Source organism: Chitinophaga cymbidii (genome assembly GCF_007992715.1).
Classification (GTDB): domain Bacteria; phylum Bacteroidota; class Bacteroidia; order Chitinophagales; family Chitinophagaceae; genus Chitinophaga; species Chitinophaga cymbidii.
The window spans coordinates 76,101-98,536 of record NZ_BKAU01000004.1; the positions used below are offsets into that span (position 1 = coordinate 76,101).

General features: G+C 54.6%; 18 protein-coding genes. 9 read left to right on the forward strand and 9 right to left on the reverse strand.

The window, feature by feature from the left end; translation table 11 throughout:
- The 5 genes from CCY01nite_RS16660 to CCY01nite_RS16680 all read right to left on the reverse strand — a co-directional run bounded on the left by CCY01nite_RS16660 (nt 1) and on the right by CCY01nite_RS16680 (nt 2,489).
- Complete coding sequence (locus tag CCY01nite_RS16660) at nt 1-483, reverse strand: hypothetical protein (protein ID WP_146864216.1); 483 nt, start codon at nt 481-483, stop codon at nt 1-3.
- Nucleotides 484-795: 312 nt separating this feature from the next.
- On the reverse strand, nt 796-1,173 hold the full coding sequence (locus tag CCY01nite_RS16665) for an iron chaperone (protein WP_146864218.1): 378 nt from the start codon (nt 1,171-1,173) through the stop codon (nt 796-798).
- An 8-nt stretch (nt 1,174-1,181) separates the two neighbouring features.
- Entirely contained in the window at nt 1,182-1,685 is a 504-nt protein-coding gene (locus CCY01nite_RS16670; RefSeq protein ID WP_146864220.1) for an SRPBCC family protein, read from the reverse strand.
- Nucleotides 1,686-1,687: 2 nt separating this feature from the next.
- Nucleotides 1,688-2,002: an ArsR/SmtB family transcription factor gene (locus tag CCY01nite_RS16675; protein ID WP_146864222.1), complete on the reverse strand. Its 315-nt coding sequence runs from the start codon at nt 2,000-2,002 to the stop codon at nt 1,688-1,690.
- Between the two features lie 79 nt (nt 2,003-2,081).
- Entirely contained in the window at nt 2,082-2,489 is a 408-nt protein-coding gene (locus CCY01nite_RS16680; protein WP_146864224.1) for a nucleoside deaminase, read from the reverse strand.
- A gap of 185 nt (nt 2,490-2,674) precedes the next feature.
- Here CCY01nite_RS16680 and CCY01nite_RS16685 point away from each other — a divergent pair, with 185 nt between their 5' ends.
- The 9 genes from CCY01nite_RS16685 to CCY01nite_RS16725 all read left to right on the forward strand — a co-directional run bounded on the left by CCY01nite_RS16685 (nt 2,675) and on the right by CCY01nite_RS16725 (nt 15,771).
- Nucleotides 2,675-3,253: an RNA polymerase sigma-70 factor gene (locus CCY01nite_RS16685; RefSeq protein ID WP_186831104.1), complete on the forward strand. Its 579-nt coding sequence runs from the start codon at nt 2,675-2,677 to the stop codon at nt 3,251-3,253.
- Nucleotides 3,254-3,319: 66 nt separating this feature from the next.
- Complete coding sequence (locus CCY01nite_RS16690; RefSeq protein WP_146864229.1) at nt 3,320-4,453, forward strand: FecR family protein; 1,134 nt, start codon at nt 3,320-3,322, stop codon at nt 4,451-4,453.
- 112 nt (nt 4,454-4,565) lie between these two features.
- Entirely contained in the window at nt 4,566-7,943 is a 3,378-nt protein-coding gene (locus CCY01nite_RS16695; protein WP_146864231.1) for a TonB-dependent receptor, read from the forward strand.
- A 53-nt stretch (nt 7,944-7,996) separates the two neighbouring features.
- Nucleotides 7,997-9,901 carry a RagB/SusD family nutrient uptake outer membrane protein gene (locus tag CCY01nite_RS16700; RefSeq protein ID WP_146864233.1) on the forward strand — a complete coding sequence of 635 codons (1,905 nt, stop codon included), beginning with the start codon at nt 7,997-7,999 and terminating at the stop codon, nt 9,899-9,901.
- 17 nt (nt 9,902-9,918) lie between these two features.
- A complete protein-coding gene (locus tag CCY01nite_RS16705; RefSeq protein WP_186831105.1) occupies nt 9,919-10,677 on the forward strand; it encodes a DUF3823 domain-containing protein in 759 nt (252 codons plus the stop codon).
- Nucleotides 10,674-12,827: a hypothetical protein gene (locus CCY01nite_RS16710; protein ID WP_146864237.1), complete on the forward strand. Its 2,154-nt coding sequence runs from the start codon at nt 10,674-10,676 to the stop codon at nt 12,825-12,827. The genes CCY01nite_RS16705 and CCY01nite_RS16710 overlap by 4 nt, the downstream gene beginning before the upstream one ends.
- A 104-nt stretch (nt 12,828-12,931) precedes the next feature.
- Nucleotides 12,932-14,215 carry a TCR/Tet family MFS transporter gene (locus CCY01nite_RS16715; RefSeq protein WP_146864239.1) on the forward strand — a complete coding sequence of 428 codons (1,284 nt, stop codon included), beginning with the start codon at nt 12,932-12,934 and terminating at the stop codon, nt 14,213-14,215.
- A 19-nt stretch (nt 14,216-14,234) separates the two neighbouring features.
- A complete protein-coding gene (locus CCY01nite_RS16720; RefSeq protein ID WP_146864241.1) occupies nt 14,235-15,257 on the forward strand; it encodes an SMP-30/gluconolactonase/LRE family protein in 1,023 nt (340 codons plus the stop codon).
- 115 nt (nt 15,258-15,372) lie between these two features.
- Entirely contained in the window at nt 15,373-15,771 is a 399-nt protein-coding gene (locus CCY01nite_RS16725) for a hypothetical protein (protein WP_146864243.1), read from the forward strand.
- Nucleotides 15,772-15,860: 89 nt separating this feature from the next.
- Here the strand turns inward: CCY01nite_RS16725 and CCY01nite_RS16730 are convergent, their stop codons facing one another.
- Genes CCY01nite_RS16730 through CCY01nite_RS16745 form a run of 4 tightly spaced genes read right to left on the reverse strand, consistent with a single transcriptional unit; the run spans nt 15,861 to nt 22,415 of the window.
- Nucleotides 15,861-17,108: a glycoside hydrolase family 172 protein gene (locus tag CCY01nite_RS16730; RefSeq protein WP_222614422.1), complete on the reverse strand. Its 1,248-nt coding sequence runs from the start codon at nt 17,106-17,108 to the stop codon at nt 15,861-15,863.
- Nucleotides 17,105-17,884 carry a PKD domain-containing protein gene (locus CCY01nite_RS16735; protein ID WP_186831106.1) on the reverse strand — a complete coding sequence of 260 codons (780 nt, stop codon included), beginning with the start codon at nt 17,882-17,884 and terminating at the stop codon, nt 17,105-17,107. The genes CCY01nite_RS16730 and CCY01nite_RS16735 overlap by 4 nt, the downstream gene beginning before the upstream one ends.
- Before the next feature lie 17 nt (nt 17,885-17,901).
- Nucleotides 17,902-19,596: a RagB/SusD family nutrient uptake outer membrane protein gene (locus CCY01nite_RS16740; RefSeq protein WP_146864247.1), complete on the reverse strand. Its 1,695-nt coding sequence runs from the start codon at nt 19,594-19,596 to the stop codon at nt 17,902-17,904.
- 17 nt (nt 19,597-19,613) lie between these two features.
- Nucleotides 19,614-22,415 carry a SusC/RagA family TonB-linked outer membrane protein gene (locus CCY01nite_RS16745; protein ID WP_146864249.1) on the reverse strand — a complete coding sequence of 934 codons (2,802 nt, stop codon included), beginning with the start codon at nt 22,413-22,415 and terminating at the stop codon, nt 19,614-19,616.
- Nucleotides 22,416-22,436: the final 21 nt, after the last annotated feature.

The following is a 22,436-nucleotide window of genomic DNA, read 5'->3' on the forward strand; positions in this document are numbered from 1 at the left end:
TTACTGCTCTTCTTCCCTGATCTTCCGGATTTTTTCCAGTTCGATTACGTCCACCTGGTCTTTCGGGCGGTTCACTACTTTTTTATTCTGAATGAGATGATTGATATGCAGGAAAGGGATCGTAACATCTTCCAGGCTGGCAACAGAAGCCATTTGTAAACATTCATCAAAGGATAACTGTTCCAGTCCTTTCATTTCGCCAAGGATGTCCAGTTCGATTCCTCCACTGATTGTTATAGTTGAAAAGCCAGGTACAAAAGGTATTCTTTCCAAAGGTTCCAAATCACCATATCCTAGTTGCCGGAATGTTTCTCTCAGTCTTTTTCTATTTTCCGGGGTATCTTCCAGCCACATATCCAGGTCGTCTGTACTTCTGTTGAATCCATGAAAACGGATGGCAAATCCACCGACCATGATATACCGGACCTTATGCTCGTTTAAGGTCCGCCAAAACTTTATCAATTCCTCATCCAGAATATCCATCTATTTATGAACAACTTTTACTTTCTTAAATAAAGCGTTTACCCGTAACATCTGCGTAAAAAGATGCAGCTTCTCCATATCCGGACGATATATATCTTGCCGGAGGCGCTCCGCCTCGTTAGTAAAAGATACCCTGGACATTGAAGCGGATAATGGAGTGCTTTGTTTCTTTGTTGACATTAAATACGATTTTGACAATGCGATACCCAAATATAAAGAAAATATCAGGCTTGTTGTGCCTGGTCCGGCAGCAGGAAGTTCAAAAGCCCCCAGGCACAGAATCCTGGAGGCTTTCCAAACAAAACAGTCATCTTATTTCTTTGCCTTGAACGTATCCTCATTCTCCTTCTTCCTGAACGCAATGAGCCGCTCAATAAAATCCACCGGCAGCGGCTCGTTGTTCGGCAACTGGATCGCCGATTTACTGACCTTGTATTTTTTCAGCTCCTTCGAGAATTTTTCAAGGAGGGCTTCGCTGAACGGATGGGAAAGCGAAATATGTTTGGCATATGCCGAATAGTAGATCAGGTAACCTTTGTACTTGAAGCAGGGGATCTGGTAGCTGATCACTTCCTCCGCCTCCGGCGCCACTTTGTGAACGATCTCTCGGATGGCCTGCATTCTTTCCTGCAGCTCCGCGGGGAAGACGCTTTGATACTCGTCTATCGTTTTATAATCTGTTTTTGCCATGGGGGTAGTTATTTGGTTAATTTCAGTAAAAGTTCGTCCAGCCTTGTCAGCGTAGCCTTCAGGCCCTCTTCCATGCCCATCTGGATAACGGTTTCCAGCTCGGAGAGGGAGTTATAGGAAACGATGGTTTGCACCAGGGCATTGTCTCCCTTGTCGGAAAAAGTAACGTCCCAGGCCGCGCGGGGAAGTTCCTCGTTCAGCACGCCGTTTTCGTCGCAGAAGCCGTCCAGCGCCGTATAGGCGTCGATAGGCCGGATCTTCAGGTAGTCCATGCGGTTCCAGTACTCCGGGCCGGAAGGATCTACCATCACATATAACCAGTGACCGCCTTCCCGGAAGTCCATAAACTTCGTTTTGGTAGTAAATGGGGCAGGGGCGAACCATTGGTCCAGCAATTCCTGCTTCGTATAGGCATCCCATACCAGCTGGCGGTTTGCCAGGAATTCGCGCTTGATGGTGATCGTGTTCTTGTCCTTATCGACCAGGAAGTCGAATTGCAGATTGATCGGCATTGTTACTTGTTTTTTATAGTTAGGAGTAAGTTGTCAAGTTGCTTAAAACGGCCTTCCCATATCTTTCTGAACTGCTCCAGCCATTTATCGATCTCCTTCATCTTACTGACCTCAAGCTGGTAATAAATTTCCCTGCCGCGGTGCTCCTGCTTTACCAGCTCACATTCCGTGAGTATGCGCAGATGTTTGGAAACCGCCTGCCGCGTGGTATCAAAATGCTCGGCAATGGCATTCGGCGTCATCGCCTGTAAAGCAATCAGCGCAATGATCGCCCGCCGCGTAGGGTCGGCAATCGCCTGGAAAACATCTCTTCTCATTGCTGAACTTATTTATGAAATCGTTCGGTTGCGAATATATGTGCAACTTTTCGGTTTCGCAAATTTATTTTGACAGGGCTTAGGACCGCGGGTATACCGTTATTTTCGGCGGCGGCCCCCAGGACAGGAACGTTGCGCTTGTGAGGATATCAAACGGCGCGCAGGTGCCGCCCAGCTCGCCCGCTGTTTTGGCAAAGACCACTTCCGATATCTTATGATGCCGGATCACGTAGGAGCACAGGATGCAGGGCTCCACATTGGAATACAGCACAGCGCCGGAGAGGTCTGTGGTATTTTTCAGCGCATCGAGAATAGCTACGGTTTCGGCATGCCGGGTAACGTCTTTCAACTGGCGGCTCTTTTCGTACCCTTCACCGATGATCTTTCCATCCTTTACGATCACACAGCCTACAGGGCTTTCCCCTTCGTCCAACGCTTTCTGGGAAAGCGTAAGGCATCGTTTCATGTATTCCTTATGTTCATCCATGCGAACAAAATTACTGAATTGACGGGGATCACAAACCTGTCATGATATGCAGCGAACGCGCCGTACCGGCTTTCAGGATTCCTCAAATAGCCGCAATATTTTCCCCGTGCATTAACGATTTAGCAGTATGTTTGCAGTGCACAGTCTTTATATCTGATGTTTTTATTAGGTTAATATTTACGTCGATGGGACTCAAAGATCTACAATCATACGGCGACCACGCGCTGCTACAGTTATTACAGGAAGGTGATCATCAGGCTTTCCGGGAGATTTACAGAAGGTATTGGGATAAGCTTTTTTACTTAGCGGGAAAGAAACTCGGGGATCTTGCCGAGGCGGAGAGTATCGTGCAGGACGTATTCGTGGACCTCTGGCAGCGGCGTGAAACGCTGGCGGTGCAGCAGGGGCTTGACGGTTACCTTGTGGTGGCCGTCCGGTACCGCATGCTGAATTTTCTCGCGCGGCAGCATCGTGCGGACGAATACCGCCGTCACAATGCTCAACGGTTATCTGCCGGGGACCAGTCCACCGAAGAATGGCTTGGCTTCGAAGAGCTGCGCGGCTGGCTGGAAAAAATGGTGGCCGGTCTACCCGAGAAATGCCGCCTGGCCTACCGCCTGCGGGGCGAAGGCTATAGCCAGCGGGAGATCGCGCGGCACATGAACGTATCGGAAAAAACAGTGGAAACCCATATCAGCCGCGCGCTGAAAATATTACGGAGCGGATTGGGACAGCTGATGTCCAGGATGTGGACGCTGTTCTGAAATTTTTTTTATCCCGGTTCAGGGAAAGGTCTTTTTCGATTGACCTTGTATCAGATCGTAAGACTGATGCAAAATAATTCCACAAACGAACGCTACCAGGAGCTGGCCCGGAAACGGCTGTCAGGCGCCATTTCCCCGGAAGAAGCCGGGGAACTGGCGGAATGGCTTGCGCGTGATGACGGCCATCCGCTCGAAGTACCGCCGGAGGTAGCGGAGGATTTTGCACGGCATGAGAAAAAAATACGCGCCGGCATCGAAAAGCGCATCGGCAGAAAAAGCCCCGTCGTCCGCGCATTGCGTCTGACCGCCGCCGCAGCGGCCGTGCTGCTCATCATTACATCAGGCTACTGGTATTTCCAATCCGGCAAGCCTGTTCATCCACCTGCAATAACTGTAAAAAGCAATGACCGTCTGCCTGGCGGCAACAAAGCAGTGCTCACGCTCGGCAATGGCCGGCAGATCGTGCTGGACAGCGCCGCTGTGGGCACCCTCTACAACCAGGGCGGCATCCAGGCGGTGAAGCTGGACAGTGGCTGCCTCGCTTTCAACCAGGATGTTTCCGCATCGCCGTTACAGTTTCATACCCTCAGCACTCCCGTCGGCGGGCAATACCGGATCGTGCTGGAAGACGGCACCGGCGTATGGCTCAATGCCGCGTCTTCCCTGCGGTTTCCCTCGTCGTTCATGGGGAACGAGCGTGTTGTTGAAATTACAGGGGAAGCCTATTTCGAAGTGGCAAAAGATGTATCCCGGCCCTTCAGGGTCAACTTTAACGGCAACACCGTGGAAGTGCTGGGCACCCACTTCAACATCATGGCCTACCCCGATGAAGAAAAAAGCAAAGTGACCCTGCTGGAAGGCAAAGTGGCCGTCAGCAACCCTGCCGGCCGGCGCTTGTTGCAGCCGGGCATGCAGGCGCTGATAGGCAGCACCATATCTACCCGCCGGGCCAACGTAGAAGACGCGGTGGCCTGGAAGAACGGCTATTTTATTTTTGATAACGAAGACATCCACAGTATTGTACGCAAGCTGGCCCGTTGGTACGATGTAAAACCCGCGTACCAGGGAGACCTGACGGGCCTCACATTTTCCGGGACCATATCACGTTACGAAAATGTTTCCGGCGTGCTCAGCATGCTGGAGCTGACGGAAAGCGTCCGGTTTGAACTGACGAATGACGCCCTGCGGGTGTCCCGCTAAATAAACCGTTGAACAAACTGTTGAACGACCGCTGAACAAACCACTGAAAGACTGCTAAATCGAAGCTAAACGACTATATGCCATTTATTGTAAACCACCGCAATCAAGATCTATGCAACGGTTCCACCACTACCGGTTCCTCCTTTATGGAAAACTGACCTTCGCATTATGCATTATCGCGTTCATCCAGGTGCAGGCATCGGCCTACGCGCAAAAGATCACCCTGAACGTCACGGACGCGCCTGTTGAGCAGGTGTTGCAGGAGCTGAAAAGACAGAGCGGTTATAAGTTGTTGTACAACGATGCGCAGTTGGCCACCGCCCGGCCGGTCAGCATTTCGGTGAAAGACGCCACACTCGAGGAAGTGCTGCGGCTGTGCTTCGCGGGGCAGCCGCTGGATTATACCATCCGCGAGAACACCATCGTGATCAAGCCCCGCAGCGGCCCCGTGCAGCAAGCCTTTTCGGTGAAGGGAAAAGTAACCGGCGAAAATAACGAGCCGCTGCCCGGTGTGAACGTTGCCGTGAAAGGCACCACCAAAGGCACCGCCACCCGGGAAGACGGCAGCTATGTGCTCTCGGTGCCCGAAGGAACGGAAACGCTCGTGTTCACCTATATCGGTTATGCATCACAGGAGATACCCATCCAGAAAAGAGCCACCGTTGACGTGAAAATGGCGGTGGAGAACAAATCGCTCTCCACATTGGTAGTCGTTGGATATGGCGTGCAGAAAAAAGCAACGCTCACCGGCTCGGTGTCCGCCGTCAACAACGCGGAGATCGTTACCACCAAGAACGAAAGCGTGATGAACATGCTCACGGGCAAAGTGCCGGGCCTGCGCATCGTGCAGAACAGCAGTGAGCCGGGCTCGTTCGATAATAACTTCGACATCCGCGGCCTCGGATCACCGCTCATGATCATTGACGGTATTCCGCGCGACAATATCGCCCGCCTCGACCCGAACGACATTGAAAATATTTCCGTGTTAAAAGATGCATCCGCTGCCGTGTACGGTGTACGCGCGGCAAACGGCGTGATCCTCGTCACTACAAAAAAAGGCAAGACCGGCAGGAACCTCACCTACAACGGCACCTACACCTGGCAAACGCCCGCCGGCCTTCCCCGCTCGCTGGACGCCATCGGCTACATGACGCTCGTGAACGAGAAGCTGATGCACAATGTGAACGGCGGCCGCCTGGCCTACACCGACGCTGATTTCGAAGCCTACCGCAACGGCAGCAAAGTGAGCACGGACTGGTATACGCCCACCATCAAGGACGTAGTGCCGCAGATGCAGCACAACCTCAGCGCATCCGGCGGCGGCGAGAACGTGAACTATTACCTCAGCCTGGGATACATGGAGCAGGAAGGGTTTTTGAGAAGCAAGGACCTCAACTACAAACGGTATAACGTGCGCTCCAACATCAGCGGCAAGGTAACCTCCGATATCACCGTTGATCTCAGCATGAACGCCATACTCGACCAGAAGAACCAGCCTTACCAGGATTCCTGGTGGATCATCCGTTCCTTCTGGCGGCAGAACCCGCTGGAGCCGGTCTATGCCAACAACAACCCGGCCTACCTCGCCCATACGCCGGTGGACGGCACCAACCCGGTAGCGATGTCAGACAAGTCCATCGCCGGTTACAAGATCTTCATGAACCGCTGGTTCCAGTCCTCCGTATCCGCCACCTACCAGGCGCCGTTCCTGGACGGGCTGAAGTTCAAAGGCATGTACAGTTACGACTTCAATACTTACACCTACAAGGAATACAAGCAGCAGTACAACCAGTACACCTACGACGCGGCGTCCGACACCTACACCGCCAGGCCGCAACAATCGCCGTCCAGCCTCCGCCGCGAATATTTCGAACGGCCGAACACCCTCTTCCAGCTGTCCGCTACGTTCGACCGGAAATTCAACGGAACGGAACACGAAGTGAGCGCATTGCTGCTGTATGAGAACCAGGTGCGTTCCAGCGATAACTTTTATGCGCTGCGCGAGCTGTCCCTCGCCGTAGATCAATTGATGGCGGGCAACAGCAGCAATCAGCAGGGCAATATGTCCTCCGATTTGAACGACCTGTACCGGAATGCGAACCGCGCGCTGGTAGGCAGGCTGAACTACGCCTTCCGGTCGAAATATTTGCTGGAAGCCAGCTTCCGCCGGGACGGATCTTCCAAGTTCCCGGAAAATAAACAGTTCGGTTTCTTTCCCGGTATTTCAGTCGGATGGCGCATTTCCGAAGAGGACTTCTGGAAAGGTTCTGGCAAGCTCGGCTTTATCAATAACCTGAAGCTCCGTGCGTCTTACGGTGAAATGGGGGATGATGGCGCGGTGGCTTACCAGTTCATTTCTGGTTACACCTATCCCGCTTCGGGCAGCTACAACGAGTTGCCGCCGGGCGCTGTGTTCGACCGGGAGTTCATCAACTCCCTGCAAAGCAAGGGCATTCCCAATCCCTTCATCACCTGGTATGTGGCAAAGACCATGAACGTGGGTATTGATATCGATGCATGGCGGGGACTATTGGGCGCCACCGTGGAGATATTCCGCCGCGACCGCACCGGCCTGCTCACCACCCGCGCGCAAAGCCTGCCCGGCGTGGTAGGCGCCAACCTGCCGCAGGAAAACCTGAACAGCGACCGCTCGCAGGGCATCGATATAGAGATCAACCACGGGAACAAGATCGGGGAGTTCACCTACTACGCGAAAGCGATCTATTCGTACACCCGTACCCGTAACAGGTTTGTGGAACGCTCACAGGCCGGCAATTCCTACGAGAACTGGCGGCAGAATTCCAACGACCGCTTCAACAATGCCCGCTGGGGGCTGGGCGCCGGCGGACGGTTTTCCTCTTATGAAGATATCATCAAGAGCCCCACCTATGTTGGCAGAGGTACCGTCCCCGGCGATTATGCGTATGAAGACTGGAACGGGGACGGGATGATCAGCGACCTGGACGTGCATCCCATCGCTTACAACGGCATTCCGCTTATCAACTACGGCCTTACCCTCGGCGGTTCCTGGAAAGGGATCGACCTGAACCTGCTGATACAGGGCACCAATATGGTGAACATCGGCTACAATGAACAGCTGCGCGAATCCCTCTGGGGCGGCGGCAGCGGCCTGGCGTTGTTCCTGGACAGATGGCATCCCGCAGATCCTACGGCGGACCCTTATGATCCGAACACGGTATGGGTTCCGGGCAAGTACGCTTACACCGGTACGGTGCCCGATGAAAACTCCGCCTTCAACGTGCAGGACGCATCGTACATCCGCCTGAAGAGCGCGGAGATCGGATATACCTTATCGGAAAGACTGGCGGGAAAGGTAGGACTGAAAGGCGTGCGGGCGTTCGTGAACGGCTACAACCTAATCACCATTACTGATATCAAGTATGTAGACCCGGAGCATCCCGCCACTTTGTACAGCTACCTGTATCCGTTGAACCGTACCTTCTCTGTTGGCCTGAACGTTAAATTCTAGTGTTATGAAACCGCAAGGTTCCATCTGCCCTGTAAAAATTAAAAACTGAACAGATGAAAAAGATATTGCAACTTTCCATCGCCTGCATGATCGGCCTCGCCGCCTGCACGGACCTGGACATACCGCCCATGAACGTGATACAGGACAAGGACGTTTTCACCACGGAAGGCGGCATCAAAATATACATGGCGCGCTGCTACAGCGAGCTGCCTTTTGAAGACTTCCGGTATTCGCCCACCAGGGGCACCAATCACTTCTGGATCATTAATCCCACCAGCGCCAATACCGGCGAAGCATTGAGCCGCGATCTCACCAGCGCCACCGCGGAGCAGTTCAATTTCTGGGAACGCGCTTACCCGCTGATCCGGGAAGCCAATTATTTTCTGCAAACGCTGCCGGAATATGCCAATAACTTCCCGGAGGCGGACGTGAACCACTGGCTGGGGGAAGCGCGCTTCGTTCGCGCCGTCACCTACATGGCGCTTGTGAAAAGATACGGCGGGGTGCCGATCGTAGACAAGGTGCTCAACTATCCGGAACAAAGCATTGAGGAACTAAAGACGCCCCGCGCATCCGAAGAAGCGGTGTACGACTTCATTGCGGCGGACCTCGATTTTGCATACAACAATATGAAAGAAACGAGCGAACTGGGCCGCGCGAACAAATATGCGGCGGCGGCCTTCAAGTCCCGCGCCATGCTGTACGCCGGCTCCATCGCAAAATATAACCAGGTGCAGTTGTTCGACGGCAGCCAGAACCGCCTTTGCGGTATTCCCGCTGCAAAAGCCAATACGTACTTTAAAGCCGCGCACGATGCCGCCATGCTGCTCGAAGGCAAATACAGCCTTTATAAAAAGACCTGGGCGGCGGGCGATAAGGAAGCGCAGATGCAGAATTACATCAATCTCTTTTTTGATGAATCCAGCCCGGAAAATATCCTCATCAAAGGTTACAAATACCCTGAATCCGTTCACGGCTACGACGCTTACAACGTGCCCCGCCAGCTGATGGGCGGCAACGGTTATTCGTCGGAAGTCAATCCTACGCTGAACCTCGTGGAGCTGTTCGACGGCTTTCCCAAGAACGCGGACGGCACCATCATGACGCTGGACGCTTCCGGCAAATACATCCTGTACGACAACCTCCCCGATATCTTCGCCAATGCGGAGCCGCGCCTCCGCGCCACCGTGATCGTGCCGGGCGACATGTTCAAGAATGAAAGCATCGAGATATGGCGCGGCATTTATACCAGCAGCGTAGCGGGCGGCATCAGCCGCTTGCTGCCTGAAGGTTCCACCGCTCCTTATCCGTCCACGAACATCGTTTCTTCCCCCAACGCGCAGCAAACGCCGTACACGCTGCCCAACGGAGATAAAATGAATCCCGCCGGCAGAAGCGGCGTGTTCACGGCGGACGGCACCTGCGCCGTATCCGGTTTCTCAGTACGCAAATACCTCGTGCCGGACAAACCCACGGCGGAAGTGCTGGAAAACCGCGCCGACCAGACCTGGATCGAAATGAGATACGCGGAAGTACTGCTGAACCGCGCGGAAGCCGCTTATGAGCTGCACCTGGCAGGGCAGGGCGGTAACTATTTGCAGGACGCCTTCACCGTCATCAACGAAATACGCGAAAGGGCGGGCGCCGGTCTGCTGCCTTCCGCGGCCGCGCTGGACGATATCACCATCGTGCGGAACGAACGCAGAAAAGAGCTGGCGTTCGAGAACAAGATCTGGTGGGACCTTAAAAGGTGGCGCATCCTGGACAAGGAACAGAACGGCACGGTGTACAGAACGCTGATGCCTTTCTATGCGGCACAGGCCGGTAAATGGTTCTTCGATGCGCGTCCGGATGAAAGAAACGCCCGCTACACCTTTGACACCCGCTGGTATTACCAGGAAATTCCCGGTGGCGAGATATCCAAAAGCCAGAACCTGATACAGAATCCGGGTTATTAATGATTAAAAAGCAAGCCATGAAAAATTCGATCTATCATACCGCGTTATTCATTTTACTGCTGGCCAGCGCCTGCACAAGGGAGTATGACGACTACCCCGAACCCTCGGAAACGCTCGCCGGCAACATCCTGGACGCCGCCTCCAAAAAGAATGTACAGTCCGAAGCCGGAGACAGGGGCATGCGCCTCGTACTGGAAGAGCTGAGCTGGAGCGATACGCCCACGCCGTACTATTTCTTCGCCATGCAGGACGGCACTTTCCGGAACACGAAGATCTTCAAAGGCAATTACCGCATTTCCGTGGAAGGTCCCTTTGTGCCGCTGGTGCAGTACGACGGATCGGGGAATATTACGGTGGATAAACGGAAGACGATGGATATTGCCGGTACTTCCAATGTGGACTTTGAAGTAGAGCCGTTCCTGAATGTGGAATGGGTGGGAGAACCGGTTTACAACAGCACGGACCAGACGGTGAGCATACAGGTACGTTTTACGCGGGGCACCGCCAACACAGGCTTCCATCAGAATATCACCGACGTGTTCCTGTTCGTGAGCCCGAATACCTACGTGGGCAACAATAATTACGACAACAAATATTCCGCGCAGGTGAACTACAATGGTACGGACGGAAACGCCCAGCTGGGGCAAACGATCACCATCACCACGAAAGACAGGCTGCCGGGCAAACGCACCTGGTATCTTCGTGTAGGCGCGAGAGTAGATTACGGATTAAAGTATTATAATTATACTGACATCAAACCCATTATTATACCATGATAAAAAAAGCCATCACCATTGCCTGTTACCTCTGCTTTCCCGCGATCGCATCCGCGCAGCAAAAAACAGCATTCCAGACCAGTAGTCCCTGGATACCGGAAATAGATGTCCGGGCCGATATTGCTATCGTCTACGGCGCGAACGACCGCCGCGGAATGACGTTTGAGCAGCGCGTGCGGTCGTGGCGGGAACGCGGGTACCAGACGCATTTTATGACCGGCATCGCCTGGGGGCAGTACGCGGATTTCTTTACCGGCAAATGGGACGGCAAGAACCATTTCGGCATCGGACAGGTGGAGCGGGACGGTGATACGATCTGGCATGGCCGGAATGTGCCGTATGTGGTGCCGGACAGCAGCTTCATTGCCTACATGAAAGAAGCGGTCGTTAAAAAGGTGATCGACGCGGGCATCAGCCATATTCACCTGGAAGAGCCGGAATTCTGGGCGCGGGCGGGGTACAGCGGGGCGTTCAAAAAAGAATGGCAGCGTTATTACGGCGCGCCCTGGCAGCCGCAGCATACGTCGCCGGAAAACACCTATCTGTCCAGCAAGTTGAAATATCATCTCTATTTCAACGCTATTAAAGAAGTATCCACCTACGCGAAGGCATATGGTAAACAAAAGGGGATGGACGTAAAGGTGTATATCCCCACGCATTCACTGGTGAACTATTCCTCCTGGCGGATCGTGAGCCCGGAAGCAAGCCTGGCATCGCTTCCCAGCATTGACGGATATATTGCGCAGGTCTGGACCGGCACCTCCCGCGAACCCACCTTTTATAACGCGGTACGCAAAGAGCGGGTGTTTGAAAATGCATTTCTGGAATACGGATCGATGATCTCAATGACGGCGCCAACGGGTCGCAAAATATTCCTGCTGACCGATCCGATCGAAGACTGGCCGCGGGACTGGGGCGATTACAAACGCAACTACGAAGCTACTTTCACCGCCAAGCTGCTGTACCCGATGGTGGCCAACTATGAAGTGATGCCCTGGCCGGAACGCATCTACACGCGCCCGTACAAGCTGCCGGACAGCGATTCCAGCATCCTCATCCCGAAATACTATTCCACCCAGATGCAGGTGATGATCAACGCGCTGAACAGCATGCCGGTATCAGAGAGCCGCGTGTCCGGCGTAAACGGCATCGGGGTGCTGATGGGCAATTCCATGATGTTCCAGCGGTTCCCCACCCACCAGGGTTACGAAGATCCGCAGTTCTCTAACTTCTACGGCCAAACGCTGCCGCTGCTGAAGCTGGGCATTCCCGTGCAAACCGTGCATATGGAAAACCTGTCCTTTGCCCCCACGCTGAAAGACATCAAAGTGCTGGTGATGAGCTATTCCAACATGAAACCGATGAGCCCCGACGTGCACCGGCACCTTTCAGACTGGGTGAAAAAAGGGGGCGTGCTGATCTATTGCGGCCGCGATGATGATCCTTACCAGTCCGTGCAGGAATGGTGGAACACCAAAGGCAATACCTTCAAAGCGCCGTCTGAGCACCTGTTCCGCCAGCTGGGCATTAAAGGGGAAAGCAGTCTCTCCCGCGTAGGAAAGGGAAAAGTGTATATCATCCGCCGCGATCCGAAGACGTTCGTGATGGAAGCGGGCGGCGCCGCGGATTATGTGGAGGTGGTGAAAAAAGCCTACGAGGGAAACGCCGGAACACTGACGATGAAAAACAGCCTCTACGTGGCGAGAGGGCCTTATGACATTGTAGCCGTAATGGATGAAAGCACAGACCAGGCGCCGTACGTGGTCAAAGGCCCCGTGATCGACCTGTTCGATCCGGCATTGCCGGTGCTGGACAGCAAGTCCGTAGCCCCCGGAGCGCAGGCCCTGCTGCTGAACATCCCGAGAGTGCCGGAGCCGGGCACGCCTAAAGTACTGGCCGCCGCCGCGCGGGTGTACCAGGAGGAAAGAAGCGCGGGGCACTACCGCTTCGTTGTCAAAAGTCCCGCCCGCACCATCAACGCCATGCGCATCCAGCTGCCGGCGGAACCGGAAGAAACGGTGCTCACGGGGCATGACGGCCAGCGGATAACGCCCGCCGCATCCACCTGGGACGCGAAGTCCCGCACCTGTTTTTTGCAGTTCGATAACAGCCCGGAAGGAGTAACGGTAGATATCCGGTGGAGAAAATAACCGGCAGCGTTGTCAAAATCGGCCCCGGAAATTGTCCCAATTGCACGCTGTAATATTGAAGTTTCCAGCGTAAGTTTGCCTTCCCAAAATTGAAGGGAAACCATATGCAGACTTCCAAAAAAGCAGCCTTAGGCTTTATTTTCGTAACATTATTGATCGACGTGATGGGGTGGGGGCTGATCATCCCCGTGATGGCGGACCTCATTGCGGAGCTGAAAGGCATCCCGGTGAATGAGGCCAGCACGTACGGCGCGTATCTGCTGTCCACATTCGCCATCATGCAGTTCGTGTGCGCCCCGGTGATCGGCAACCTCAGCGACCGGTTTGGCCGCCGCCCGGTGCTTTTACTTTCGTTGCTGGGTTTCGGGATCGATTATATCATCCTGGCGCTGGCCCCGACTTACGGCTGGCTGTTTCTCGGCAGGATCATCGCCGGCATTACGGGCGCGAGCTTTACCACCGCCACCGCTTACATTGCTGATGTAAGTACGGACGAAACTACCCGCGCGAAGAACTTCGGGATGATCGGCGCCGCTTTCGGGCTTGGCTTTGTGCTCGGTCCCGCCCTCGGCGGACTGCTCGCGAAGTTCGGCATCCGCGCGCCATTCTACGCCGCGGCCGGGCTGTGCCTGCTGAACTGCCTCTACGGCTATTTCATCTTGCCGGAATCATTGGGCAAGGAGAACCGCCGGTCTTTTGAATGGCGCCGCGCCAATCCTATAGGCTCCCTGTTGTTCCTGAAAAAGCATCCCGAGATAGGCGGGCTGGCTTTCAGCTTCTTCCTGATATACCTCGGCGCACAGGCCGTGCAGGGCAACTGGAACTTCTTTACCATCTACCGGTTCAACTGGAGCGAGGAAATGGTCGGTTATTCGCTGGCCGTGGTAGGTGTGCTGGTAGGCGGGGTGCAGGCAGGGCTTACCCGCGTGGTGAATCCCCGCATCGGTAACGAGAAAAGCATTTACCTCGGGCTTGGACTATATGTAGTGGCGATGGTGCTCTTCGCCTTCGCCACAAAAAGCTGGATGATGTTCGCTTTCCTGATTCCGTATTGCCTGGGCGGGATATCCGGTCCCTCTTTGCAATCTGTTATATCCGGACATGTATTGCCTAACCAGCAGGGCGAGCTGCAAGGTTCGCTGACCAGCCTCATGAGCCTGACAACCATTTTCGGGCCGCTGCTCATGAACGGCTCCTTCGCCTATTTCACCTCGCCATCCGCTCCATTCCATTTCCCCGGCATACACTTCCTGTTAGGCGCGGTCTGCATGCTGCTGGGCCTCCTGATCGTCAACAGGGTGTTCAACCGCGAGAAGCGGGAAAAACCGGAACTGATCGAAGTGATACAGGGCACGGGGCCGGTGAGTGATGTGCTGCAAAACCCCTAACTTTATTCAAATGGTGACTATGAAAACACCCGTCCTTGCCATACTGGCGCTATTATCATCCGTGACCATGCATGCCCAGCAACATAGCAACCATCTCATTCCGGTAGCAGAATTCGGCAGCTCCCGCGCCATCGGCGTAGGTGTTTCTTCCGGTAACCGCGTGTTCGTGTCTTTCCCGGCTCCCGGCAAGGATAATCAATACGGCCTGACGGAGATCATCAAGGGCAAGGCAGTTCCCTTCCCGGACGAAGCCATCAGCAAACAATTTGTAAGCGTGCAGGACCTGTTTGTGGATGCGGCGGATAACCTGTGGGTACTGGACCCGCGGCCATTCAAGCTGTACAAAATAAATCTCGCGGGCAACAAGGTGGAAAAGATCTACACCTTTGATGATCTGGATAAAACACATTCCGGCCTCAACGATGTGCGCGTGGATACCGAAAAACAACTCGCCTATCTGTCCGATCCGGGAGCGGCCGCCATCGTGGTGCTGAATTTGCAAACCGGCAAAACACGCACCGTACTGCGTCATCATTCATCAACACAGGCCGATACCAGCGTCATTCTCACTTATGATGGCAAACAGATGCGCAACGCCGCCGGAAAGCCTTTCGTTTCCAACGTGAATGGTATCGCGCTCACGAAAGACAACCGCTATTTCTATTATAAGCCCATCAACAAACGTAACATCTACCGCATCGCTACAAAATACCTGGCCGATGCATCCATCAGTGAACAGGAGCTGGCCGCTAAAGTGGAAGAGATGAGCGAAGTAGGCGTTACGCATGGGCTGGAAGCGGATCGGAAAGGAAATATCCTGCTGAGCACATCCACTGACTACAGCATTAAATATTTAAGTCCTGACGGAAAGGTACACACCCTCGTGCAGGACGCCCGCCTGCTCTGGCCGGATTCCTTCGGCATCGGGGCTGACGGTTATCTCTATCTTTCCTGTGCGCAATTGCAGCGTGATCCGCAGTGGAACAATGGTGTGGACAAAACCGAACTGCCCTATACCTTGTTCAAAGTGAAACTCCCCTGAGAAAAATATCGAACTATTAACTCAACCGGCGCATTCGTTAATCCGCCCCACTTTCTGCGCGCTGCATTTCGATATTTGTGCTGTAATCAAATTCATTCATTTCAAAACAAACCTCATGAAAAAAGTAATCTTCTCTTTTGCATTGTTGCTGACAAGTGTAAGCCTGTTCGCGCAAAGAGAAACGCCGGCGGTGATAGAAGTTACCGCGGAAGTGACCGATGGTCAGAATACGATCAGGATTCCGGAAGAAAGGGCTCGCATCCAGTTTACCAAACGCGGTGACCGGATCTTCAATGTTGTATTATCCACCGATGATGGCGGAGTGCTTCGCCTCGAACAAAGTGAGGATGAGGGCGGCATTTGTTTCAGCAATCCCGAGAACCAGGAATCAGCGGTATGTTTTTGTGAAATAACAAACATACCGGGAGATAGCAGCACTTTAATCAAAGGAAAAGTGATAAAAAGAGCGATCCTGACCTGCCGGAAAGCAGGAGGAACGCAGCAGGAGTACTAGATGCTATAAAAGCCGGGCAAGCGCCCGGCTTTTATATACTTTACAGCAAAACGAAGCCCGCCAGCCGGCAGGCTCCGTTGCTGCGGGGTCTATCCTTCTGATTTACTTCTTAATTGCGTCGTACGAATGGCGGATGACTGCAATGCCGGAAGGTTGCTCGAAGGAGTGGCAAGATAAAAGTATGCGGTGGCGGACACATCGTCGGAACGATAGAAGTTCGTCCAGCCTTCGGGTAAAGACGGATCATCCAGCGATACCACGCTGTCTTTGCTGAACAAAAGATTCGATTTCGCGTAATCACCGCCGATGGTTACTGGTATCAGCTTCGCTTTCCCGGCCTGTTGTATCGGCAGCACGTTCTTTTTAAAATCACCCCCGATCTGCTGGATGGTCACCCGGCAATCCTGCGCAAAAAATACGGGGTCGGGTATATGAAAACGGTAGAACGCCCATTGTTTGTTCGGCCAGTCGTCAACAAGACAACCGGAATACCGGTTGCAGAACCAGCCCTGTGACCAGGCGGTGCCGATATAGTCTTCCGTACCCGTTCCCGCCAGTGTAGGCAGATCCTTATCGCCATCGAGGAACATTTTCACTTCTCCTTCGCCCCACCAGGTCATGTTATAGGCAGGGTTCGCATTCACGCCAATGCTCACGCCAAGGAAACGGCCTTTCCCTTTCACCGCTGGTAACAGTTCAAAATCTTTCCCTACGGTAGTGGCCGTATCGCGGTGCCAGTACGCATGGAAATACATGAACCGCTCGTCCCAGTGTTCCAGGAGCTGAAAGTTCACATCGAAAAAAATGTGGCTGAGCTTTTTACCGGATTCGTTCGTTACCACGATCTTCGCCGCTTTGCGGAAGGGCATGGGAATGTAGCAGAGAAAAGAACGGCCTTCCGGACTGGCGAACAGCGCATTTTCAAACGTAGCCATCCGTCCGAGGCCCACGCCGAAGAAATCTCCCAGCGGGGCGGTGACAGCGGGTTTGGTTTCATTGTCCCAGTACATTTCTAGCTTCAGCGAGCGCAGCATTTCCGGGGAGCGGTCGTTGATCGTGATCCAGATGCGGTTGATGATCCCCTGGCCCTGCACGTCCAGCAGCACTTTAGACGCCCCGCTGTTGATGCTGTCGTACGGATGGCCTTTTGCGCCGTGGTTGGCGGTAGCGCCTTTCCCTTTTTCGGCGTTGATGTTTTCCGGGCTGCTCCAGCGGGTCTGTGCGCCTTCCATATACGTGAAGATGTTATCCGGGTAGGCGTTGTGCTGCCGCGCCGGCTGCTGGTTGCAGGCCAGCATGCCGAGCGACAGCGTGCATAAAACAGTGACTACTCTCATAATATGGTAATGGTTTGCGTGATGGTGCTCCGTTGCGCTTCGCCGGTGATCCCTTCCACCGTCAGCGTTACGTCGTAATCACCCGCGGCGGTGTAGGTATGTTCAGGGCTCCGTTCGGTGGAAGTACCGCCGTCCCCGAAATCCCAGCTGTATGTCAGCGCGTGTGTAGCCTGACCGGAAAAGCGAATTTTCTTCGGATCGCCGTCTACTGCTGTGTGCTGGAAAGCCGCTGTTGGCAATAGTATCGCGGGATCGATAATGAGTATCAGCTTGTCCATTGCCGGGTTAGTGCTCACGCTGCTGCCGCTGATCCGCAGGCAGAGCGCCTTGGGCTTGCCGGCATTGGCGAGCAGGTAATCGAGATTGATGCTCACGGCGAACGGCGCCAGCTCCTGGCCGTTGGCGATCTGCAGGAAGTCCGGCATATCATACTGATGTGCGGGCAGCAGCTCCGTGTTCTGCAGCGTGCCGTCGGTGATCAGGCCGTTGATCGTATCATTATCCACCTGGATGTTCACATCGATGTTGCCTGTATTTCTCACGGCGCCGCGGAAAACGCTGAGCGGAACGTTCAGCCGGCCGCTGCCCGCAACATATTCGTAGCGGTACGGCTTGCCGGGTTCGGCAACGCTGTTGATCACGAAGCGGCCTTCTCTTGCCGCGGGGAAGTATACCTTCTGGTCGAGATAGCTGGCCTCCACGATCTCTTCATATTTGCAGGACGCCGCGCCCGCCAGGAGCCCGCAGAGCAGCGCCAGTTTACAGATATTTCTCATTGCTTGCATTTTAAAGTTTACCATAACGGGTTCTGCACAAGTTTTGGCGAGATGAACAATTCTCCCTGCGGGATGGGATAGAGGTACATTTTCGGTTCAAACACCCGTTGTTCCACGATCACCGGCGCGTATGCAAATGTGCCGTCCGTGTTGCGGGTGATGTTCACGCCGCGCAGCGGCGTACCGAAATATTGCGGTCCCTGCATCCAGCGGCGCACGTCCCATGCGCGGTGATCCTCAAACGCAAACTCCACACGCCGCTCATTGCGTATCCGTTCCCGCATCTGGGCCTGCGTAAGGCCGGCAGGCAGGGGCGGCATGCCGATGGTGGTGCGGCCGCGCACGTAGTTGACGTAGGTGGCAATGTCAGGATTGCCCGGATCGTATTCATTCAGGGCTTCCGCGTAGTTGAGGAATATTTCCGCCACGCGGATCAGTATCCAGCTATGCACGCTGGTCCTGTTCTGCAGCAGGTCCGTATTTTCGCCCAGGTATTTTTTCAGGTAGTAACCTGTTTTGCTGGCCAGCGGAATGCCGTTACCATCGCGGCCGCCCGTCCACAGCTCCACATTGCGGTTATAGAACCAGGTGTTGTTGGTGATGATGCTGAGGCCAAGGCGCGGATCGCGGTTGGCGTAAGGATCGGCGGCATGCGCGGGATTGTTCCAGTTGAAGGGTGTTCCGTCCGTCATTTCATACGCATCCACCAGGTTCTGCGAAGGCGTGTTGCCACTTTCTCCCAGGTCGAAGCCGATGGGAAAGTTCGCTTTTTCGAACTCGTTGCTTGGCCCGTTCCTGCGCGTGAGGATGATCTCGGGAGAGTTGTACGTATTGAAAAGCGGGCGGTATTCCCAGTGTATCCAGTAACCGGCCTCCGCTATTTCCAGTACGGCTTTGGCCGCGTTGGCCGCGGCTTCCCATTTGTCCCTGCGGTTGCCGGTGACAGATATCAGTTCGGGATTGCCGTATCCGCCGGCCCAGGAAGGATCATTAAAGAGATCGCTGGCGGCATAAAGCAGCGCGCGGCTTTTCAATGCAAGGGCCGCGCCTTTGGTGGCCCTGCCCAGGTCCGCATCGCCGTATTTGGGCGGCAGCCCCACCGCCGTTTCATCGCATTCCTTTACGATAAAATCAATGCACTCCTGCAACGTATTCCGTTCCACGTCCGCAAAATTATCCTGCACGCCAAGCTCGGCTGTGAAGATGGGAACGCCGCCGTAGCGCTTCACCAGTTCAAAATAAAAGAACGCCCGGAGGAACCTTGCTTCCAGTTTCCAACGCACGATCTCCGCGGAGCGTGTTTGGTAGATCTGCTGGTCGGACGGGTCATCGCTGAGGCGGTAGGTGTCCAGGTTGATGCTGTCAGACGACACCAGGAACTGGTTCACCTTCCGGATAGCTTTGTAATATTTGCCCCATGCATTGTCCGGGTTATCGTAGGTATTCCAGGAGCCGTTATTGAATTTCTGCACGGTGCCGTTTTCGCGCGTGTATTCCGCTTCATCGGTGGCGGAAGCCATCATGGCCCTGTCCACCTGCAAAAAGCCCTCCGGCAGCTCCGTGTAAAGGGCCGCCTGCCTGTAACCGGTATATTGGTAGGATTCCGTCACCTGTTTTTCCGTGATGTTCGTAAGCACTTCACGGTCCAGCTTCTCACAGCCGCTCAGCAGGAAGAGCGCCGCCACACCGGATAGTAGAATATTGTGTTTCATCCGTAATGTTTTAAATGTTATAACTCTATCCTGAAGCCCACGGAAAATGTGCGCAGCGCGGGATAGCCGATCGTCAGCGTTTCGGGATCAAGATCCCCTTCGATATCATCTATCGAGAACAGGTTGTTGCCGTTGAGGAATACCCTCGCGCTGTTCAGCTTCACTTTGGCAATGGTCCGTTGCGGCAGCGAATAGCCCAGCTCCAGGCTCCGCAACTTGAGATAGCCGCCGTTACGTTGCCAGAAGGAGGAATACCGGTAGTTGTTCAGGTTGTTCTCGGAAGACAGCCGCGGATAGGTGGCGGACGATGCGGTCGCCTGCGTCCACCGGCCTTTGGCCATTTCCGGCGCGTTGCCGTTGTTCTGGAAAGCGAAGAACTGGTTGCCGAGTGAAACGCTGTTGCCGCTCACGCCCTGGAAGAATACGTCCAGGTCAAAACCCTTGTACTGCACGCCGGCATGCAGGCCGTAGTTAAGCGTAGGGAGGTAGGTTTTGCCGATCGGGAAGGCATCATTCTGATCGATGATGTTATCGCCGTTCTGATCTTTGTATTTGATATCACCCGCCTGTACGGTGGTGAAGATCTGGCGTGGACTGGCATCAATGTCCGCCTGGTCGCGGAAGAAGCCGATGGCTTCGAGGCCGAAAGGCTGGCCTACCGGTTGCCCGGTGAGGTAGAGGTATGTGTCCTCCTGCACAGCTTCCGCGTTATACACGATCTTGTTTTTGGCGTATGCCGCATTGCCTTCCACAAACCATTGTACCCCTGCATCCGGCGCGTTGCGGTAGCCGATGACGGCTTCCAGCCCTTTGTTGTCCACCTTGCCCACGTTGAGGAAGGGAAGGTCTACCCCCACATACTGCGGAACCGTGAAGAAAGGCTGCGCCAGGATGTGTTTGCGTTTGTTTTTGAATACATCCAGCTGGAACGTAAGGCGGTCGATGAAAGTAGCTTCCAGGCCGATGTTCATCTTCGTTTCCTTTTCCCAGGTCACATCGGGATTGGCGGGCGTGCCTTCGGAAAGGCCGCCGGTGCTGTTATTGCCGGTGCCGAAGTAGGGCGATGCGCCGAAGGGGAACAGCTGGTCGAACATAAAGCGCGGGCCGCCGATCAGGTCATTGCCGGTGAGGCCGTAAGATGCGCGCAGCTTCAGGAAGCTGATCACCCGATTGTCTTCCAGGAAATTTTCATTGGAGGCGATCCATCCGGCGGACACGGCGGGGAAGTATCCGAAGCGTTTTCCTTTCGGGAAATTTTCGGAGCCCATGTAAGACATGTTCACTTCACCGATGTACCGCTCGTCGTATGCATAGGTCACGCGCGCACCGCCGTTGACGTGCTTGTACGGCAGGTTGCCGCCGGTGATATTGTAGCTGTCCTGGTTATACATCAGCATCGCGGAAACGTTGTGTACGCCAAAGCTGCGGTCATAATTCAGGAAGCCCTGCAGCGCATAGTTGCGCCACTGGTCCGAGCGGCTTTCATCACCCGCCAGCGAGGTTTTCTGGCCGAAGCGGGTGATCACCGTATCGCCCGCGCCGTTGCGGGAGATGGAAAAACGTTCGTATTGTTTCGTTTTGTTGGAATAGCTGGTAAACCAGGTGTTGAGCGCCAGCGCGCCGGATATGCTCAATCCTTCGGTGATAAAATCCAGCTGCTGCGTGAGCTTCAACGATCCCTGCAAGGTCCTGCCGTTGGAGGTGTAGGAACCTGTTTGCAGCACATTCCCGAGGGGATTAGCGTAGAGCGCATTGCCGCCGAAGCTGCCGTCCGGTAAATAAACCGGGAAAGCATTCGAAGGAATGGAAGCCGCCAGCCCGAAGAGCGAAGCGGTGGTATTGCCTGCCGGATTGGCCTTGTCTTCTACGGTACCGCCGAGCCGGATGGCGGCGGTGAGCTTTTTGGTGATGTTGATGTCTATATTCGAGCGGAAGTTGTAACGCTGGAATTTGGCGTTACTGCTTTCCTCTTCCTGGTCGCCCGCTTTGATCAGCAGGCCCTGGCTGGTCAGCGCATTCAGCGCCACGAAATAGCGCACCGTTTCATTGCCGCCGTTGAAGGTCAGGTTGTAGTTGCTCTGGGGCGCCGCCTTGCGGAGTATCTGGTCGTACCAGTTCACATCCGGGTGGAAGTAGGGATCGTTGCCGCTGCGGTAAGCTTCGAGCGCGGTGTTGCTGTACATGGGCGCCTTGCCGTCGTTCTGCAATGCTTCGTTGTACAGCGTGGCGTAGTCGTATGCCCGCAGGTTTTTGGGCAGGCCCACCGGTTTGTTAAACCCGAACTGCACGCCGAACCCTACTTTCAGCGGGCCCTGCACGCCTTTCTTCGTGGTCACCAGCATAACGCCATTGGCCCCTCTGCTGCCGTAAAGCGCGGTGGCGGCGGCGTCTTTCAGGATGGTGATGGTGGCGATCTCATCCGGCACCAGCTGTGCGAAGGTGCTTTCAAATCCATCCACCAGTACCAGTATTTTGGTATCCGCGGCGCCGAAGGTGCCTACGCCCCTGATCACCATGCCGGGCGTGTTCACGCCGTTCTCGCTGCTGCCCGCCTGTACGGTCAGTCCCGGCAGGCGTCCGTAGAGCGTGTTGCCGAGATTGGTGTTAAACGTTTTCTTCAGCCCGGCGCCCTGCACGGTGGAAACGGCGCCGGTCACCATCCACGCGGGTTGTACGCCGTAGGCGATCTCCGTAGTGCCGGAGGAATCGGTGCGGACGGCCTGCGCGGAAGCGTTCCATCCCGTGGCGCAAGCGAGGGCCGCGGCGATGAACCGTTTTCCGGCCCGTCCTGTAAAGCGATGATATATGTTTGATTTCATGTGATGCTTTTTACGATAGAC

Bases quoted from the DNA above. Each gene is read 5' to 3' on its own strand.
- CCY01nite_RS16660 (WP_146864216.1), bottom strand. From the start codon at position 483: ATGGATATTCTGGATGAGGAATTGATAAAGTTTTGGCGGACCTTAAAC.
- CCY01nite_RS16665 (WP_146864218.1), bottom strand. From the start codon at position 1,173: ATGGCAAAAACAGATTATAAAACGATAGACGAGTATCAAAGCGTCTTC.
- CCY01nite_RS16670 (WP_146864220.1), bottom strand. From the start codon at position 1,685: ATGCCGATCAATCTGCAATTCGACTTCCTGGTCGATAAGGACAAGAAC.
- CCY01nite_RS16675 (WP_146864222.1), bottom strand. From the start codon at position 2,002: ATGAGAAGAGATGTTTTCCAGGCGATTGCCGACCCTACGCGGCGGGCG.
- CCY01nite_RS16680 (WP_146864224.1), bottom strand. From the start codon at position 2,489: ATGGATGAACATAAGGAATACATGAAACGATGCCTTACGCTTTCCCAG.
- CCY01nite_RS16685 (WP_186831104.1), top strand. From the start codon at position 2,675: ATGGGACTCAAAGATCTACAATCATACGGCGACCACGCGCTGCTACAG.
- CCY01nite_RS16690 (WP_146864229.1), top strand. From the start codon at position 3,320: ATGCAAAATAATTCCACAAACGAACGCTACCAGGAGCTGGCCCGGAAA.
- CCY01nite_RS16695 (WP_146864231.1), top strand. From the start codon at position 4,566: ATGCAACGGTTCCACCACTACCGGTTCCTCCTTTATGGAAAACTGACC.
- CCY01nite_RS16700 (WP_146864233.1), top strand. From the start codon at position 7,997: ATGAAAAAGATATTGCAACTTTCCATCGCCTGCATGATCGGCCTCGCC.
- CCY01nite_RS16705 (WP_186831105.1), top strand. From the start codon at position 9,919: ATGAAAAATTCGATCTATCATACCGCGTTATTCATTTTACTGCTGGCC.
- CCY01nite_RS16710 (WP_146864237.1), top strand. From the start codon at position 10,674: ATGATAAAAAAAGCCATCACCATTGCCTGTTACCTCTGCTTTCCCGCG.
- CCY01nite_RS16715 (WP_146864239.1), top strand. From the start codon at position 12,932: ATGCAGACTTCCAAAAAAGCAGCCTTAGGCTTTATTTTCGTAACATTA.
- CCY01nite_RS16720 (WP_146864241.1), top strand. From the start codon at position 14,235: ATGAAAACACCCGTCCTTGCCATACTGGCGCTATTATCATCCGTGACC.
- CCY01nite_RS16725 (WP_146864243.1), top strand. From the start codon at position 15,373: ATGAAAAAAGTAATCTTCTCTTTTGCATTGTTGCTGACAAGTGTAAGC.
- CCY01nite_RS16730 (WP_222614422.1), bottom strand. From the start codon at position 17,108: ATGAGAGTAGTCACTGTTTTATGCACGCTGTCGCTCGGCATGCTGGCC.
- CCY01nite_RS16735 (WP_186831106.1), bottom strand. From the start codon at position 17,884: ATGAGAAATATCTGTAAACTGGCGCTGCTCTGCGGGCTCCTGGCGGGC.
- CCY01nite_RS16740 (WP_146864247.1), bottom strand. From the start codon at position 19,596: ATGAAACACAATATTCTACTATCCGGTGTGGCGGCGCTCTTCCTGCTG.
- CCY01nite_RS16745 (WP_146864249.1), bottom strand. From the start codon at position 22,415: ATGAAATCAAACATATATCATCGCTTTACAGGACGGGCCGGAAAACGG.